17 protein-coding genes are annotated in these 15,734 nt (G+C 65.0%); 5 read left to right on the top strand and 12 right to left on the bottom strand.

All coding sequences use genetic code 11. The annotated features are described in order from the left end of the window. Window positions 1–14: 14 nt before the first annotated feature. The 3 genes from HMPREF1316_RS09590 to HMPREF1316_RS15110 are packed head-to-tail and all read right to left on the bottom strand — an operon-like array spanning window position 15 to window position 1,133. Complete coding sequence (locus HMPREF1316_RS09590; RefSeq protein WP_021726779.1) at window positions 15–719, bottom strand: DUF2786 domain-containing protein; 705 nt, start codon at window positions 717–719, stop codon at window positions 15–17. After that, window positions 716–874: a hypothetical protein gene (locus tag HMPREF1316_RS14120; protein WP_156901048.1), complete on the bottom strand. Its 159-nt coding sequence runs from the start codon at window positions 872–874 to the stop codon at window positions 716–718. The genes HMPREF1316_RS09590 and HMPREF1316_RS14120 overlap by 4 nt, the downstream gene beginning before the upstream one ends. Next, a complete protein-coding gene (locus tag HMPREF1316_RS15110; protein ID WP_084620940.1) occupies window positions 861–1,133 on the bottom strand; it encodes a helix-turn-helix transcriptional regulator in 273 nt (90 codons plus the stop codon). The genes HMPREF1316_RS14120 and HMPREF1316_RS15110 overlap by 14 nt, the downstream gene beginning before the upstream one ends. Before the next feature lie 124 nt (window positions 1,134–1,257). On the opposite strand from HMPREF1316_RS15110, the gene HMPREF1316_RS09585 reads away from it, so the two are divergent. After that, window positions 1,258–1,608: a helix-turn-helix transcriptional regulator gene (locus HMPREF1316_RS09585; RefSeq protein ID WP_021726817.1), complete on the top strand. Its 351-nt coding sequence runs from the start codon at window positions 1,258–1,260 to the stop codon at window positions 1,606–1,608. Window positions 1,609–1,771: 163 nt separating this feature from the next. Continuing rightward, window positions 1,772–2,125, top strand: coding sequence for a helix-turn-helix transcriptional regulator (locus tag HMPREF1316_RS13825; RefSeq protein ID WP_198009646.1), 354 nt, complete (start codon window positions 1,772–1,774; stop codon window positions 2,123–2,125). 174 nt (window positions 2,126–2,299) lie between these two features. Here the strand turns inward: HMPREF1316_RS13825 and HMPREF1316_RS09575 are convergent, their stop codons facing one another. The 5 genes from HMPREF1316_RS09575 to yihA form a co-directional block, all read right to left on the bottom strand. Beyond that, window positions 2,300–3,547: a tyrosine-type recombinase/integrase gene (locus HMPREF1316_RS09575; protein WP_021726799.1), complete on the bottom strand. Its 1,248-nt coding sequence runs from the start codon at window positions 3,545–3,547 to the stop codon at window positions 2,300–2,302. Between the two features lie 368 nt (window positions 3,548–3,915). Then, a complete protein-coding gene (locus HMPREF1316_RS09570) occupies window positions 3,916–5,622 on the bottom strand; it encodes a glycogen synthase (protein ID WP_021726776.1) in 1,707 nt (568 codons plus the stop codon). 388 nt (window positions 5,623–6,010) lie between these two features. Next, the gene (locus HMPREF1316_RS09565; RefSeq protein ID WP_021726858.1) at window positions 6,011–6,616 is read right to left on the bottom strand and encodes a TMEM175 family protein; all 606 of its coding nucleotides are present in this window, start codon (window positions 6,614–6,616) and stop codon (window positions 6,011–6,013) included. A 184-nt stretch (window positions 6,617–6,800) separates the two neighbouring features. Further along, complete coding sequence (locus HMPREF1316_RS09560) at window positions 6,801–8,999, bottom strand: HelD family protein (RefSeq protein WP_021726901.1); 2,199 nt, start codon at window positions 8,997–8,999, stop codon at window positions 6,801–6,803. A gap of 503 nt (window positions 9,000–9,502) precedes the next feature. Then, window positions 9,503–10,093 carry a ribosome biogenesis GTP-binding protein YihA/YsxC gene (yihA, locus tag HMPREF1316_RS09555; RefSeq protein WP_021726855.1) on the bottom strand — a complete coding sequence of 197 codons (591 nt, stop codon included), beginning with the start codon at window positions 10,091–10,093 and terminating at the stop codon, window positions 9,503–9,505. A gap of 93 nt (window positions 10,094–10,186) precedes the next feature. Between yihA and HMPREF1316_RS09550 the strand changes: the two genes are divergently transcribed. After that, window positions 10,187–10,615, top strand: coding sequence for a GNAT family N-acetyltransferase (locus HMPREF1316_RS09550; RefSeq protein WP_021726774.1), 429 nt, complete (start codon window positions 10,187–10,189; stop codon window positions 10,613–10,615). A gap of 38 nt (window positions 10,616–10,653) precedes the next feature. Here the strand turns inward: HMPREF1316_RS09550 and HMPREF1316_RS09545 are convergent, their stop codons facing one another. The 4 genes from HMPREF1316_RS09545 to HMPREF1316_RS14525 all read right to left on the bottom strand — a co-directional run bounded on the left by HMPREF1316_RS09545 (window position 10,654) and on the right by HMPREF1316_RS14525 (window position 14,793). Then, window positions 10,654–13,248 carry a DEAD/DEAH box helicase gene (locus HMPREF1316_RS09545; RefSeq protein WP_040652149.1) on the bottom strand — a complete coding sequence of 865 codons (2,595 nt, stop codon included), beginning with the start codon at window positions 13,246–13,248 and terminating at the stop codon, window positions 10,654–10,656. Window positions 13,249–13,268: 20 nt separating this feature from the next. Next, on the bottom strand, window positions 13,269–13,517 hold the full coding sequence (locus HMPREF1316_RS09540; protein WP_021726888.1) for a hypothetical protein: 249 nt from the start codon (window positions 13,515–13,517) through the stop codon (window positions 13,269–13,271). Between the two features lie 2 nt (window positions 13,518–13,519). Beyond that, window positions 13,520–14,512, bottom strand: coding sequence for a LysR family transcriptional regulator (locus HMPREF1316_RS09535; protein WP_021726783.1), 993 nt, complete (start codon window positions 14,510–14,512; stop codon window positions 13,520–13,522). A gap of 89 nt (window positions 14,513–14,601) precedes the next feature. Then, window positions 14,602–14,793, bottom strand: a complete 192-nt coding sequence (locus HMPREF1316_RS14525; protein WP_021726784.1) for a hypothetical protein — start codon at window positions 14,791–14,793, stop codon at window positions 14,602–14,604. A gap of 153 nt (window positions 14,794–14,946) precedes the next feature. Between HMPREF1316_RS14525 and HMPREF1316_RS14520 the strand changes: the two genes are divergently transcribed. Then, window positions 14,947–15,294 carry a helix-turn-helix domain-containing protein gene (locus HMPREF1316_RS14520; protein WP_021726835.1) on the top strand — a complete coding sequence of 116 codons (348 nt, stop codon included), beginning with the start codon at window positions 14,947–14,949 and terminating at the stop codon, window positions 15,292–15,294. 81 nt (window positions 15,295–15,375) lie between these two features. Next, window positions 15,376–15,717, top strand: a complete 342-nt coding sequence (locus HMPREF1316_RS13345) for a GIY-YIG nuclease family protein (protein WP_021726920.1) — start codon at window positions 15,376–15,378, stop codon at window positions 15,715–15,717. Window positions 15,718–15,734 lie beyond the last annotated feature (17 nt).

Raw genomic sequence — 15,734 nt, 5'->3', positions numbered from 1 at the left:
GGCGCCCATGGCCGTCACCCCTCCCCGTGCCCGTCCAGGGCCGGACGGCTGCCCAGGCGTCGTGATCTCACGGCATCGCGACCGTCCTCGATCCCCCGCCGGATGAGCCCCTCCATCCTCATGTCGCACGAGAGGCCTCGCACCCTGGCGTCACGGAGGCAGGGCTCCACTTCGGCCTCGTACCTGTCCGACACGGACCTGGGAACCACGACCATGAGCTCCCTCGACTGCCTCTCTAGCTCGTCCGTGACACCCCTGAGGAAGCCCGTGATGTAGGAGTTGTAGGCCCCTGTGGTCGACGCACGGGCCGCCAGGGCGCGCACGCGCCTCCTCGCGAGCCTGTTGCCCGTCGCGTAGAGGCGATCGTACGCCAGCATGGCGGCCTGGGCGTCGAGCTCGTAGCCATAGAAGACGAAGGCGGGGAGGCGTCGGGCGCCCCTGCGGGCCTCGTCCTGCCAGAACCTGCATCTGAACGACCTCGCGACCAGGACGGCGAGGGGCCACCTCCACGTCCTGAAGTCGCTGAGCGGTCGGGTGCGCATCTGCACGATGCGCACGTCGTCATTCGTGTCCCTCAGCTCGTCATCACCAATGCCATACCGCACGATGAGCCGCTGGGCGGCCAGGACCGCCGCCGTGGCCTCCTGGGCGCTGGAGTTTCCCCTGCCTAGCTCGAGGAGCTTACGCACGCGCCCCACGGCCTGCTCGCGGGCGGTCATCGCTCGTCACCCCCATGCGCCCGCGCCAGGAGGTCGGAGAGGTCCACGCTGTAGCAGGCCCTGGGCCTGCACCTCTCCCTGCCGGTCCTGCGGACGGGCTGGGCCTCGGCGGCGATGGTCACGACCCAGCTCATCGGTTCCCTAGTCGTCTGCATGATGGCCACCTACTCCACTTGCCATGGAGGCAAACGCCTCATCAAGAGAGCCCTCTCCGCACAAAAGAGCAAGAGAGCACCCAAGGGATTCGGCAACTTCGAATGCTCTGTCCAAGGAGGGGATCGACAGACCTAATTCCCATTTATTCAGTGTCGACTGGGACACCCCAGCGAGACCGGCGAGGCGCGCCTGGCTTAACCCCTTACTGATGCGCAGTAGTTTCAAACGCCGAGAGAATAGGCCTTGATTCCATGACATTAGTTGCTCCTAAAAACTCCTATAAGTAGTTTTACACATATTAAACTCTTTAAAAGAGTATTTCAAGACCAAAAAACTCTCCTCTGATAACTTTCATTACAGGATTCCATGACGAGGAGAGAACATGAGCCTGCAGCTGAAAAGGATCAGGAAGGAAAGAGGCCTCACGCAGCGGGTCATGGCAGAGAAGCTAAACGTCGACTGGCGCACATATGGGGCTTGGGAAAGAGGGGCACATTCGATCAGCTTGGCACAAGCCTATGAATGCGCAGAGGTACTTGGCTGTTCGATTGATGAAATAGCCGGCCACAATACTAAGAAGATCTACGAGGATCCATACCAAGCGGAACTCAACCGATGCTGGAACGCCATGGGAGAGCGACGAAAGGCTGCGCTTCTTGTGACCGCAAGGGATGCCGTCATGGCAGAACGGGGGGATGCACAACGTAATTCCCTGGGGGAAGGAGTTGCGTAACCTAAGGCTCTTTGATTTCTAGATTCCTGACGTAGTGGTTTTAATGACTAAAGCATTAATGTCAACAACAATATTAATGCTTTAGTCATTATTGTCAACGCATGAGGGGCAGCCCATAATTTTTTTCATGAGCAAAGCCTAAATTCTTTCGATTGGATCCCGTGTGAAGACAAGGCTGCAAGAGTTGAGGAAAAAGGCCGGCTATAAATCAGCAAGGGCATTCGCGGAGCATATGAACATACCGCTGCCCACGTATACCGACTACGAACAGGGCAAGCATGTCTTCTCTCTTGAGCGGGCATGTGACTTTGCGGACGAATTTGACTGTACCCTCGATGAACTGGTGGGTCGTGACCATTCCCCTCATGTAGTCACAGATCCCAAGCGAGCAGAACTCCTTGACTGCTGGGACGCATGCAGCGAGGAGCGGAGGGACACGCTCCTCGCGACCGCGCAGGACTTCGCGACCTTGGAGAGGTTTCACCCCGCACATCCTGCGATTTCATCCGAAGGCTAGCATCGGGCCCCACGGGGCATGATCGCGACGGGCGGGTGGTGACATCCGGGGTCCACCGTGGGCATGGGACGTGGCCACTGCGACCCCGGGAGCTCTCGGAGATGGCCCCGACGAGGGGCGTCGCGGCAGCGCGGATCGTCCTGGCCTGCGGCCTCAGGGAGGGCGGGCCCGCCCCTACAGCCGGCTGATCTCCCCCATCGTCCTGGCCCGCTCCGCCGGGTCGGAGGAGGCGTAGACGTCGAGCGTCATCTGGGCGGAGCTGTGCCCGAGGATCGCCTGCACGTCCTTGACTCTGGCCCCACGCGCGAGCGCGCAGGTGGCGAAGGTGTGCCGCAGGTCGTGGAGCGTCACGCCCTTGCCGGCGAGGCCGACGAGCCCGAGCGAGCGCGAGACGGCGGCCCACTCCCTGCCGAGGCTCGTGGGGGACGTCCACGTGCCGTCGACGTGCCCGAGGAGGTAGAGCCCGTCGGAGAGCGGGACGCCCTCGCGCTCGCAGGCCGCCGTGAGCGTCGCGGTCGCGTCATGGATGGCCGAGCGCAGCTCGCCGTTGAGGGGGATCTGCCGCGTCCCCGCGGAGGACTTCGGCGGCTTGACGTAGGTCCTGCCGCGCCCCTTGGACGAGCCGATCGCCCTCTCGACGTGCAGGCACCCCGTCCTCTCCCGGTCTATGTCGCCGAGCTGCAGGCCGGCGAGCTCGCCCTCCCTGAGGCCGCAGGCCAGGACGATCCGCGCTGCCGCGACGCCCCTCGTCGGGGCCATCTCCGAGAGCTCCCGTGCGAGGCGGTCGGCGTCCGCGACCGCCAGCGAGTTCAGGCGTGGCCTGCCGGGGCTGGGCGCACGGAGGCCCTCGCAGGGGTTCCTCGCCAGCCCGTCGCAGGAGCAGGCGTGGGCGAAGACGGAGGACATGAGGTTGAAGGCCTTCCTCACCGTCGAGGCCGACAGCCCGCGGCTCTGGAGGGAGACGAGGGCGCCCTCCACCATCCCGGGGGTCACGCCGGCGACCGTCACGCCCTCCGCGAGGGCGGGAACCATGCAGTTCCTGACGAGTCCCAGGTACTGGGCCCTGGTGGACTCCTCGATCGGCCTCCCCGTCCTCCGGCTCACGTGGTCCGCCTCGACGTACGCCACGGCGTAGTCGGCGAAGGGCTCCGAGAGGGCGCCACCCGTCGGCTGGCCGCTCGCGAGGGAGGAGAGCTTCGCCTCGTAGCGGGCCGCGACCACGCGGGCCGTCTCCTCGACTATGAGGGAGTCGCGCCACCGCCTCAGCCTCTCCTCGGCCGCGCGCCTCCCCTCGTCCCCCGCAGGGCAGGGGACGTCCGTCATGCTCGTCACCGTCCTCCACTCGCCGCCCTCCCGGTAGCGCAGGACGCACTGCCACCTGCCCCTCATCTTGCGTACGGTGCCGGACGAGTAGTCCCTCATGGCCCCCATTCCCTCGCTCCCTCCCAAGGCATGCATGGAACATCCACTCACATGCATCATAGGCACAAGGCGCGCGTCACGCTGGGTGCGTGACGCGCGCAGGACTGGGGAAGACAGGGAGAGTTATGCATGGAATGGATGTGATATGAGCTGAGTGTAGGAAATGTGCCCAAGTACTCTACCGGCTGATCTGGCATCCTGGTTCGCGGCTTGGCTTTGGGCAGCTAGGATGGCAAATCCTGGGATGGTGGACGAAAGCGCTGAAAATCCCCGTGTCAGGGGTTCGATTCCCTTCCCCGCCACCAGAAACGACAGCCCCGCATCGCGAGCATGCGATGCGGGGCCTTTGTGCGGCCACGGGATGCCGTCTACTGCGTGAGCTCCAGGTAGAGTGCGCGGTATTGCGCGGCAGAGCTCTCCCACGAGACGTCCTTGGCCATGTCACGCCGGACCATCTCATCCCAGCGCCAGCGATTGGTGAAGTACAGCGTCTTGGCTCGGTTTATGGTGTCGAGCAGCAGGCCGGCGTCATAGCGGTCGAACGTGAAGCCATTGCCCCTGTTGCTGAACCTGTTATAGGGCTCGACGGTGTCCTTGAGGCCGCCCGTCTCCCGTACGATGGGGATGGTTCCATAGTGCATGGCGATGAGCTGCGTGAGGCCGCAGGGCTCAAAGCGCGACGGCACCAGCAGCGCATCACTGCCAGCATAGACCCTATGCGATCTGGTCTCGTCGTACATGATGCTGGAGCATATGGTGCCGCGGTAGGCTCCCTCGTAGTAGTGGAACGAGTCCTCGTACTGCCTCTCGCCCGTTCCGAGGAACACGAGCTGCGTGTTGCCGTCAACGAGCTGTGGCACGATGGCGTTGACGAGGTCGAGGCCCTTCTGGCTCGTGAGGCGTGAGATGAGGCCGATGACCATCTTGTCGTCGTCCTGCTCGAGGCCGAGCTCCTCCTGCAGCGCGCGCTTGTTCTCCTTCTTGCGTTCGATCACGCTGGAGGCATCGTACGGCGCATCGATCCTCTCGTCCCGCGCGGGATCCCAGACGCCGCAGTCGATGCCGTTGACGATGCCCCGCAGCTTGTACGAGTGGAAGCGCAGGTGCTCGTCGAGCCCCTCGCCATACTCGGGCGTCTGGATCTCTCCGGCGTAGGTACCGCTCACCGTGGTGACCGTGTCGGCGTACGCGATGCCGCCCTTGAGCATGTTGGCCTCGGTCCACCGCTCCTGGAGGGCACCCATGGTGAAGGCGGAATCCGGCAGGCCCGTCCAGTACTTGAGGGTGGGGATGTTGTACTTGCCCTGGAAGCGCAGGTTGTGAATCGTGAGGATGGACTTGGCGCCTGCGAGCCGTGTGCCGGCAAAGAGCGTACACAGGTAGATGGGAACGAGTGACGCCTGCCAGTCATGGCAGTGGATGACGTCGGGAATCCAGTCCATGTAGAGCAGGGCCGCGAGCGCCGCCTTGCCGAAGTAGCAGAACTTGGGAATGTCGTCGACGAGGTTGGTGTAGGGATCGCCCCAGGAGAAGAACTCCTCGTTGTCAAGGAAGTCATAGACCACACCGTCCCAGACGTACTCCATGATGCCCACATAGAACCTGCGCCCGTCCGAGCAGAGGTCCATGTCGAAGGAACCGCGATAGACCATCCTGTCCTTGTGCTCCTGTGGGATGCAGCCGTACTTGGGGAGGATGACCTTCACGTCGCAGTTTTGCTTGATGAGAGCCTTGGGCAGGGCATACATCACATCCCCGAGGCCGCCGGTCTTCACGAAGGGCCAGCATTCGGAGCCAATGAAGGTAATGCTGCGCCGTGGCTCGGGAAGGGGTGCGGCAGACTCTGTGGGTGGCATGGCGGCGGCGGGCTCCGTCTCGCTCTTCTGGGGTCTTCCCGTGGCAGGGGAGACGGGTCGCTCGTCCGCTGCTGCGGTGGGCGCCCCTGCCTTCTCCGCTGCGGCGAATGTGGGGCTCGTGGGCTTGCCCTGGGGAGACTTCTCCCTCACAGGCTTCTTCGTAGGCCTCTTCTTGGCGCTCGTCCGCTGCGCAACCTTCTTGGGGCTCTGTGATGGCATGGGTGCCTCCTCGATGGGCCCAAGAACGCAACGGCCGCCTGTGACCCAACGGCATGCGCTCCGTGCTCAGGCCGATAGAATTGCTCCTGCTCCCAACATATACCAGAGCGGTGGCGCCGTGCATGGGAGATGGGCGACTGTCGGCGACGGGTGCCGCCAACGTAGGTCCGCACTGCCATGCGTGGCCATGCGGAGGCATGGCTGGAACAGAATCTCGTACGCTGACTGTCGAGAGGTCGCTATGCGATTCCTTTCCCAGGAGATTCTGGGAGCTGCCTTGGCCTCAGACACAGGGGCTTGGGACGAGCCAAGGCCCTGTGTCTGAGGCACTCGCTATGGTTGGTGCAGAGACCCTGTCCCACGTTTGGGAGGCACGGGCCCTGTGCCCCTAGCGCAGCCGTGAGCTTCTGCGATGGTGCACCTGGGAGAAAAGCACCAACGCTGCGGCAACGAGCGTGGAGACCATCATGGCGGGCGGCCAGGCGACCATGGTCACCACCAGCCCGATGACCTTGACGACGAGGTCGATGGGCATCATCTGGCGGTTGTAGTGCACATAGTGCTTGAGGGTGTTGTTATCTGGGTCCGCCCTGACGATAGAGGTATACGAGGCCATGTTGGCGGCCGTGGTGCAGATGGTGACGATGCCGTAGAACCCCTGGGCGGAGCGCGACCAGAAGTCGAGGGAGACCAGGCGTGCCGCATAGGGGAACAGCGATGTGAAGAAGAGGAGCACGAGCATCGACCATACGACGCCGTGGTCGATGTCGCGCACGAAGCGCCATTCCGCATGATGAGCGGCCCACAGCGCTCCCAGCCAGAAGAAGGTGAGAAAGTAGGTGAGCAGGCCGTCGCGGATGCCCCAGAAGCCCTGCAGGGAGATGGGGCTGGGAATCTGCAGCTCCAGCACGAGGATGGTCATGACGATGGCGAGCACCGCGTCAAAGAAGGCGGCGAGGCGGTCCTTGCCGCTGTCGTAGTCCATATGGGCCATGGTGTGCACTCCCTTGATGGCAGTGGGCGTGTGGGGACAGCCAGAGCGGCCTGCGCGTGGCAGCGTGCCTTATACCCAAAGCGCATGCGGCGCTCGCGTCGGGCGCGAGCGCCGCGCTTGGGCGGGGCCATGGGGACAGAGCAGGTCGGGGAGCGCGCTCGACCGGGGCTCCGGCACGGAGTGGCTACCGGTTGTCAGCCGACGCGTGGGAGACGCCATCCAGCAGCGGCGTCATCGCGCCCTGAGACAGAACGCAGACGCGGTGCATAGCACGACTGATGGCGGTGTAGAGCCTGCGGCGGGCCAGGGGTGTGTCAGGATAGGCCCCTGCCTGCGCATCCGGTACGATGACCTCGTCAAACTCCAAACCCTTGGCAAGATGCAGGTCGAGCAGGATAACACCCGAGGAGGGAAGCCCCTCGCCCTTGCGCAGCGCAAGCACCTGCTCGCCCAGCTGCTTGCGCAGCCAGTTGGCGCGAGGCCTGTCGGCGGCGATCACGGCGGCGAGGTAGTCCTCGCCTCGGGCGGCCGCCTCGCCCACACGTGCCTGCGCCGCAGCTATGTGTGCCTTCAGCTCCCTCACGTAACCCTCGCCGTCAGACGGACACGAGCGTATGACGGGGTCGTCACTGTCGCGCTGGACCGAGCTCGGCTGGCCGCGCTTGCACTCGTCCAAGAGGCCGGAGAACAGCTCCGTGATCTTGGGGCTCGAGCGATAGCTTGTGCGCAGGCTCAGCTCGTCCACGCTGCCATGCGTGCGCTCAAATATCTCGCGTATCTGTGCGAACGTGGCCGTGCCCTCGCGGATGGCCTGGTTCTCGTCTCCCAGCAGCAGGAAGTGCGCACCGGCGAAGTAGCGTGCCAGCAGCATGAGCTGGGCGACGGCGTAGTCCTGCACCTCGTCGACCATCACGAAGCGGGCATCACGCGCGGTTCCGCCCGTCAGCAGCAGCTCGAGGTAGAGCCATTCGACGGCAGTGAGCGTCCCCTCGTGCAGGATGCGCTGGCCGATGTGGTCGATGCGCAGCCATTGGTTGGATTCGATGACGTCGTGCGCCGCGGCATACCTGTGTCCCACATAGCGCCTCGTGAAGGCGATCACGCTCTTCTGGTCTGCCGGGTCGGGATCGATCATCTCGCCAAAGATGCGCAGCTGCTCGTCGAGGTCGAGGGCCAAGAGCTCGTTCTGCACATCCTCGTCCTTGGCCATCTGCGTGAGCTTGCGGTCGAGCTTCTCGTGCAGCTCCTCCTTCACGAGCGCCATGCGCCGAGGGCCCATGGCCGCACGGGGGAACTTGTCGCAGCTGCGCTTGATCTGCGCAGCCCGTACCAGCGTGAGACCATCCACGCGGATGTCGCTGAAGTCGTCCGCATTGAGCTCGAGGGTGCGCAGGGCCCCTTCGAGCTGCGTGAAGGCGACGGGGTCGGTGTCCTCGCCCATGGGACGTTCGGCTTGGCCCAGGCTCTCGAAGAACTGCCGCCAGGTGAAGGTCTGGGGGTTGCGTTCGCCGAGGGAGGGGAGCACGGTGTCAATGTAGCGCTGGAACACGTCGTTGGGCGTAAAGAGGTAGAGCTGACTGGCGTCAAGCGTCCCACGCTCCTGATACAGCAGGAAGGCGACCCGCTGCAGGAGCACGGAGGTCTTGCCCGAGCCGGCGATGCCGCCCACAAGCAGCACGGGCACGTCCTCGTGGCGTACCACGGCGTTCTGCTCGCGTTGGATGGTGGCGGTGATGGCGCGGAGCTTCTCGGTATGGCCATGCCGAAGCGCCGAGAGCAGCAGCGAGTCCTGGATGGCGACCGTGGTGTCAAAGTAGCCGTTCAGATGGTCCTTCGTGATGTCAAACTGGCGACGCAACAGCATCTCGGCGGTACGCACGTTGCCGTTGACGATGTAGGAGCAGGGGCCCATCTGCTGGTTGTAGTAGGTTTCGGCGATGGGGTTGCGCCAGTCCACCACCAGGGGCGTGTGGTGCTCGTCCGTCACGCCCACGGCTCCGATGTATATGTCGCGTGGCTCTCTGTCGGCCGCCATGCGCAGGCGCACCTTGGCAAAGTACGGTTGGCTCAGCAGGAGCATCACACGGCCCAGGCGTTCGACATCGAAGTCGTGCGCCTGGTTGTAGGCATCGATCACGGAGTTGAGCGTCTCGATGGCAGCGAGCGTCTCCATGGTCTCGTCTGCGCCGCCAAAGTCCTGGGTGACCTCTTCGGACATGCTGATCAGATCCCGGGCGGCCGCCTTATGCCCGACCTCGATGCGTTTCGTGAGCTCGTCTCTTAGCGCCAGGAGCTTCTGGTACACGTCGGAGAGATGGCCCTGCTCTTCCTGGTAGATGGGGTCAAGGCTTGTCTGGGGGGTCTGGGGGCTTGCGTGTGGCATGGTCTTCCTTGCTCGTGCGTCATCCATTCCGGTATCCGACCATTCTACCCTCAGCACTGCCTGCCGTTCGCGCCCAAAAACGACCACTCGCGACATGGTTGAGAGGGCTGCATGCACGCACGTCATGACCGGGTATGATGGGCATAGGTGAAGGAGCCGCACCGAAGTCAGCGGCCGGCAGGGGAGGTGATGCCAGTGGACAGGGAAGAGTCGGATTCGATGGCTTGCGCGTATGGCATCGCGTGTCCCGTCTCTTTTAGCCAGACCACTCGTTAGGGTCTCGTAGGCGGTACAGGCACCGCAGCAGTCCAAGGGACAGACGGAAGAACCGGTGCCTTCGCGTTCAAGCAGGAGCACCAACCGATAAGGTGCTGGCAGTTCTCATGTGAGGGAGTGAGTCCGAAGGGCTAGAGAATTTCCCGAGGAGGTACGGATAGAAGAGGTGAGGCGGGCGACAATGGGGTCGCCCGCCTTGTTATGGATGAGCGATCTACGGGGCCTGCCTAGAGGCAGGCCCCCTCGATGTGGCGGCGCAAGTCCTTGATGCCCATGCCCGTCTCGGCAGAGGTCACGGTCATCCGAGAGCGGGCGACGCCAAGCTGCCTGGCCAAGAGCATGGTCTGCCGTTCCTGCTTCGTCTTGTTGAGCTTGTCCGCCTTGGTGAGGGCAATCACGAAGGGCAGCTCCCTGCTCGTGAGGAAGTCCATGGTCTCGAGGTCGATCCGCTGTGCGTCGTGGCGGATGTCCATGAGTGCCACGACGAGGTTGAAGCTTCGTTCCTGATCGAAGTAGCCTGCGATGAGCTTGGCCCATCGCCGCCTCTCCTCCTGGGAGACCTTGGCGAAGCCGTAGCCGGGCAGGTCCACAAACATCACGCCATCCACGTCATAGAAGTTGATGTTGGCCGTCTTGCCTGGCCGGCTCGAGACGTGTGCCAGCGCCTTGCGGCCGACGAGCTTGTTGAGCAGGGACGACTTCCCCACGTTGGAACGGCCCACGAAGGCCACCTCGGGGGTGATGGGCTCGGGCAGCTGCTCGGGCGTGCCGTAGGCGGCGACGTAGCGGGCGGTCTCGTACCTGAGCCTGGCTGGCATGGGTCCTCCTCGTGAGATGGCTCTGGGGCAGAAAATGGTGCGATATGCTGACTGTATCGTATCTGAGGCCCATGGCTGACGAGAGGTGACCCCATGGATTATCAGGAGTTCGGCCCGGAGCGTGCGCTTGAGGCGATTGAGATCTACGGACGCAACGGCTGGCAGGACTACCTGTCACAGCGTGACCTCATCGGCAGGGCGCTCGACGCATCGCTCTATACGCTGGGTGCCTTCGATGGGGGAAGGCTCGCGGGCTTCGTACGCTGTGTGGGCGATGGGACGTTTGTGGTGCTGGTCCAGGACCTTATCGTCGACCCCTCGTATTGGCGCCAGGGCATCGGGGGCACGCTGCTTGCCCACGCATCCCAGCGCTTCTCGCAGGTCCCTCACTTCCTGCTCCTGACCGATGAGGCCGACGGACGAGCGAATGCGTTCTACCAGGCCATGGGCATGGTGACCAACGACCATGGCTGGGATGTGGCTGCCTACTTCCGTCCACGGGGAAGGCTCTTGGGAGCCTGATGCAGGCCTCGGACGTCATTCGCGGGCCTGCCGCATCGCTACGGCATGAGCTCCTCGATGAAGCCCACGCGGAGGTCCTTGAGCATGGCCTCCCCCTCCTCTTGGGTGGCGTCGAGGTCCACGTCGGCGGAGAGGCCAAAGTCGCGGTCGCCCTCGGCGTCCTTCACCATCTGCCGCACGTGCCACACATGGTCGGCCCTCTCATCGGCGTCATCGATGGTGAGGAAGTCCCAGCTTCGGGCATCGCCGTCGAGCAGTACCTCATCGTGCGTCCCGTAGTAGGCGTCGATGGCCTGTCGCCAGCGCGCAGCGCGCCAGCCCCACCCGCCGTCGAGGTCGCCGAGGGCATCGGCATCCCTCCGGGCGAGCAGGCGCACGCGGGCGAAGAGGGCGTTGCGCACGAGCAGCGTGACGGCACGCCGGTCGTGCACGACGACATCGGCCGCCTCGGGGGCTCTGCCAGCGTCCACCTCCTCCGAGTCCGTGCCGGCCCAGGCATCCACGAGGCTGGAATCCACGGTGCGCACGACCATGCCCAGCCACGAGACGATGTCCTCGAGCCGCTCGTCCAGCCGCTCCGCCGGCACGGTGCGTGAGAGCACGCGGTAGGCGTCGGAGAGGTAGCGCAGGAGTGTGCCCTCGCTGCGGGCGATGCCAAGCCGTTGGACGTAGCCCTTGAAGTCCGCGGCGCTCTCCACCATGTCGCGCAGGATCGACTTGCACGAGAGGGAGAAGTCCGCCGCCCAGGGCACCTCGGCCACGTAGCGCTCATAGGCCTCGCCGAGCAGCCCCTCGAGGGGCTTGGCGTACGTGACCTCCTGGATCCTCTCGATGCGCTCGTCATAGTCTACGCCCTCGGCCTTCATCGCAGCCATGGCCCTGTCGCGCGCCTCGCGCTCCTGGGCGCGCAGGATCTGCGGCGGGTCCTCGAGCGTGGCCTCCACCATGCTGATGAGGTCGAGCGCGTAGTGCTCGTCCTCGGGGTCGAGGAGCTCGAGCGCCGCCAGCAGGAAGGGGGAGAGGGGCTGGTCGAGCGCGAAGTCCTCGGGTAGGTCGACGGTGGTGGCGTAGGTGTCGGCGCCATCCTCTCCCACCGTGCGTTCCACCACGCCCGCATCGATGAGGGTGGCAAAGATCTCGTCCGCGCGGGTCTGGAGGCGGAGCTTCTCCTCGGGTGTCTGGAGGGAGTCCTCGATGAGCCGCCGCACGCGCTCGCGGGCGTCGCCGCCCTGCTCCACCTCGTTCAGCACCATGGCGTGCGAGATGCGCATGCGCGGGCGCAGCGTCTGGGGCGTGGCCTCGATGAGCCCCCGGAAGGTCTGCTCGTTCCAGCCCACAAAGCCCGCGGGAGGCTTCCTCGTCTTTACCTTTCGGGCGCGCCTGGGGTCGCCTCCCGCCTTGGCCAGCGCGCGGGCGTTCTCGATGTCGTACTCGGTGGCCTGGGCGATGACGACACCCTCGGTGTCGAAGCCCGCCCGCCCGGCGCGCCCCGCGATCTGGTGGAACTCGCGCGCGTTGAGCCTGCGCATGCGGCGGCCGTCGAACTTGGTGAGCTGCGTGAGGATGACGGTGTGGATGGGCACGTTGATGCCCACGCCGAGCGTGTCCGTGCCACAGATGACGGGGAGCAGGCCCTGCTGGGCGAGGCGCTCCACGAGCAGGCGGTAGCGTGGCAGCATGCCCGCATGGTGCACGCCCACGCCCGTGAGCAGGAGGCGGCGCAGCGTCTTGCCGAAGGTGGTGGTGAAGCGCGTGCCCGTGATGGCCTCCTTTATCTCCGTGCGCTGCTCCTTGGTGGAGACGCCAAAGCTCGCGAGCCCCTGGGCGCTCTTAAGGGCGGCGTCCTGGGCGAAGTGCACGATGTAGAGGGGTGCCGCGCCCGCCTCGAGGGCCACCTTCACGGTCGCCTCGAGCGCGGTGTCAACAAAGTGCCAGGAGAGGGGCACGGGACGCGGGGCATCGAGGATCTGCTCCACGGCGCGGTCGCTCTTGGCGGCAAGCGTCCGGGCGATGGCGCCCATGTCGCCGAGCGTGGCACTCATGAGCAGGAACTGCACGTGGGGGAGGGTGAGCAGGGGCACCTGCCACGCCCAGCCGCGCTCGCGATCGCCAAAGAAGTGGAACTCGTCCATGGCGACGGCGCCGATGTCGGTATGCTCCCCCTCGGCGAGCGCCTTGTTGGCGAGGATCTCCGCCGTGCAGCAGACGATGGGCGCCTGGGGGTTGATGGTGACGTCCCCCGTGATCATGCCCACGTTGTCCCGGCCCAGGATGTCCACCATGGCAAAGAACTTCTCGCTCACCAGGGCCTTGATGGGGGCGCTGTAGTAGCTGCGCCGGTCGGTGCAGCAGGCCATGAAGCACAGGCCCAGCGCCACGAGGCTCTTGCCCGATCCCGTGGGGGTCCCTAGGATGAGGCTGTCCCCCGCCGCCAGCGTGAGCAGCGCCTCATCCTGGTGCTCCCAGAGGGTGATGCCGCGCGCCTCCACCCAGCCCAGGAAGAGCTCGAGGGCGTCCTCCGGCGCGATGTTGGGGAAGTGCTCGTCGTCGGGCCAGGGAATGAGCTGGCCCAGGCCCGCCTCGTCGGCGGCGTCGCGTGCCTCCTCCTGTCGCGCGCTCCCATCGTGTCCCATGGTCTCCCGTCGTCTCTCCACTAGAGGTCGCATCCCTCGTCGCGTGCCATCTCGGCGCGCACCACGTCCTGGAGCGCGTGCTCCGCCGCGGCGGTCCTGGCCGTGTCGCCGGAGCGCTTGGCCGCACGGAAGGCCTCGAGCGCCGCGAGGAAGGCACCACCCTCGTCGTCCTTTGGGTTCGCATCGCCCGGGCCGAACGCCGTCCTCCTGCCCGATCCTACGAGCTCCCTTCTGAGCGCCTCGGCAAGCGACGCGTCGCTCTCGTCCATCGTCATGTCTCCTCGCTGTCATCCGTGACATCACCCTGCTGGCGCAGCGTGCGCTTGAGCGCATGGCGTGCGGGCACGACCACCGACTCGTCCTTGAAGCCGATGATGCGATCGGTGAGCAGGTCGAGATAGTCAAGAGCCAGCGCACTCAGCCTGCGCTCGCCATGGATCACGTAGCCCACGTTCATGACCTCGTCGGTGTCGAGCGGGATGGAGCGGATGCCGCTGAACATCTCGTCCGAGCGCACGCCCGTGGAGATGAGGTAGCCATCATAGCCCTTGAGCAGGCTCGTCATGGTCGCACGGTCGCTCACCACGATCTGGCGGTCGTGGGGGAGGGTGGGCAGCGGCTCCTCGGAGAAGTACAGCGAGCTCTCCATGCCCTGCTCGAAGGTATAGCGCGTGAAGGGCTCGAGGTCCTTGACCTCGATGTGGTCGCGGTGCGCGAGGGGGTGCCCCTCACGCACGAACACGTGCGGGCGCGAGCGGAAGAGTGACGTGAACGTGAGGCCAGCCTCGCGCAGGCGCCCCCTCAGGGGGCGCTCGTTGCTCGTGGAGAGGTACAGGATGCCCAGGTCGCTCCTGAAGCTGCCGACGTCGGTGATGATGTCGGCCGTGCGGGTCTCGCGGAGCGTGAACTGCACGCCGGGGGCATCGTGCCGCGCCACGAAGTCGATGAAGGACTGCACGGCGAAGGCGTAGTGCTGGGATGAGACCGAGAGCCTCCCCCCCGTGGGCTCGCCCGATGCGTAGCGGCTCTCCAGCAGGTCGGCCTGTTCGACCACCTGGCGTGCATAGCTGAGGAACTCGACGCCGTCGCTGGTGAGCGAGATGCCGCGCGTGGAGCGGTTGAAGATCCTGATGCCCATCTCGCGCTCGAGGTCGCGCACGGCAACCGAGAGGCTCGACTGCGAGATGAACATGCTGTGGGCCACGGCGTTGATGGAGCCGCTCTCGGCGATGGCGATGATGTAGCGGAGCTGCTGGAGTCGCATGGATGTCCCCCTCGGGTAGGCACGCATCGATTCTGCCTATACTGGCGTGGCCTGTCAAAGGGAGGACGATGCGCGCCGCGCGACGACGGCTACCAGACCTCTGCAGCCCCGAAGGTGTCCAGAAGCACCTCGAGGGAGGTCTCGTCGGTGGGGAGAAGCCTCGGGTCGATGCCGGCGCACATCTCGCGGTAGGTTATCGTCGTGCCCGAATCGAGCAGGAGATAGGGCGTCTCGGGATGGGGTGGCACGAACGGTTCCTCTTCGAATGGCGTGTCGTCCATATGCAGCTCCAGATCGCCGGGAACTATACTCTGTGCATGAGAAGTCTACGCAAGGTAGATACTACCGCGAACTGGTCAGGAAGGATACGTATCATATACGACCGGTCCCTCACCCTACTCAGAATCGACTTTCGAGTAGGGAGGGGAGATGCCATGTCTGATGCGGAGCTCACGGCGCGCCTGCGCCGGTTGCGCAAGCTCGTCGGCAAGACGCAGGCGGAGATCGCCGCAGAGCTGGGCATCTCGAAGGCGACGTATAGCTCGTGGGAGACCGGTCGCAACGAGCTGCGCGGAAGCTTCGTGGTGCCCCTGTGCAAGAGCCTGTCCTGCTCGCCCAACGACCTCTTTGGCTATCCCGATGACGGTGTGTCGTCCATCCAGCTTGATGACGCCTATCTGGACTGGTATGGCCTGTACGCCCGGACGCCGCGCAACGTGCGGGCCGCCGTGCGCGTCATCCTGGAGGACGCCGCCAAGGCGCGCGTTCCACGCCACCACTAGCACCAGCCGGCCTGCCGCGCGCGCCGGGCGCTGCACGCCAGCGCTACACTGGCTGGGAGGGGACGGCGTGAGGGAACGCGTGTGGACGAGGGTGCCGGACACTACTATGTGTATGTGATGACCTGTGCCGACGGTTCCCTCTACAGCGGCATGACGACCGATGCCGTCCGGCGTGTGCGGGAGCACCTGAGCCGCGGGACACGTTCCGCCCGCTATACGCGCTCGCATCCGGTCACGGGGGTTGCGGCGTTGTGGGAGGCTCCGGACCGCTCCTCCGCCAGCAGGCTGGAATGGCGCCTGCACCACATGACGCGCTCCCAGAAGGACAGGCTGGTCGCCCACCCCCGGGATGCGGGGCATGAGTTTGTTGCCTATGACGAAGCCGTGCGCATGGCCATATGGAACAGCGCACGGACATCGTGAGGACTTGGCCCTATCGG

It is taken from the genome of Olsenella profusa F0195 (genome assembly GCF_000468755.1).
Classification (GTDB): Bacteria; Actinomycetota; Coriobacteriia; order Coriobacteriales; family Atopobiaceae; genus Olsenella_F; species Olsenella_F profusa.
This window is presented reverse-complemented; position numbering and strand designations above follow the sequence as displayed.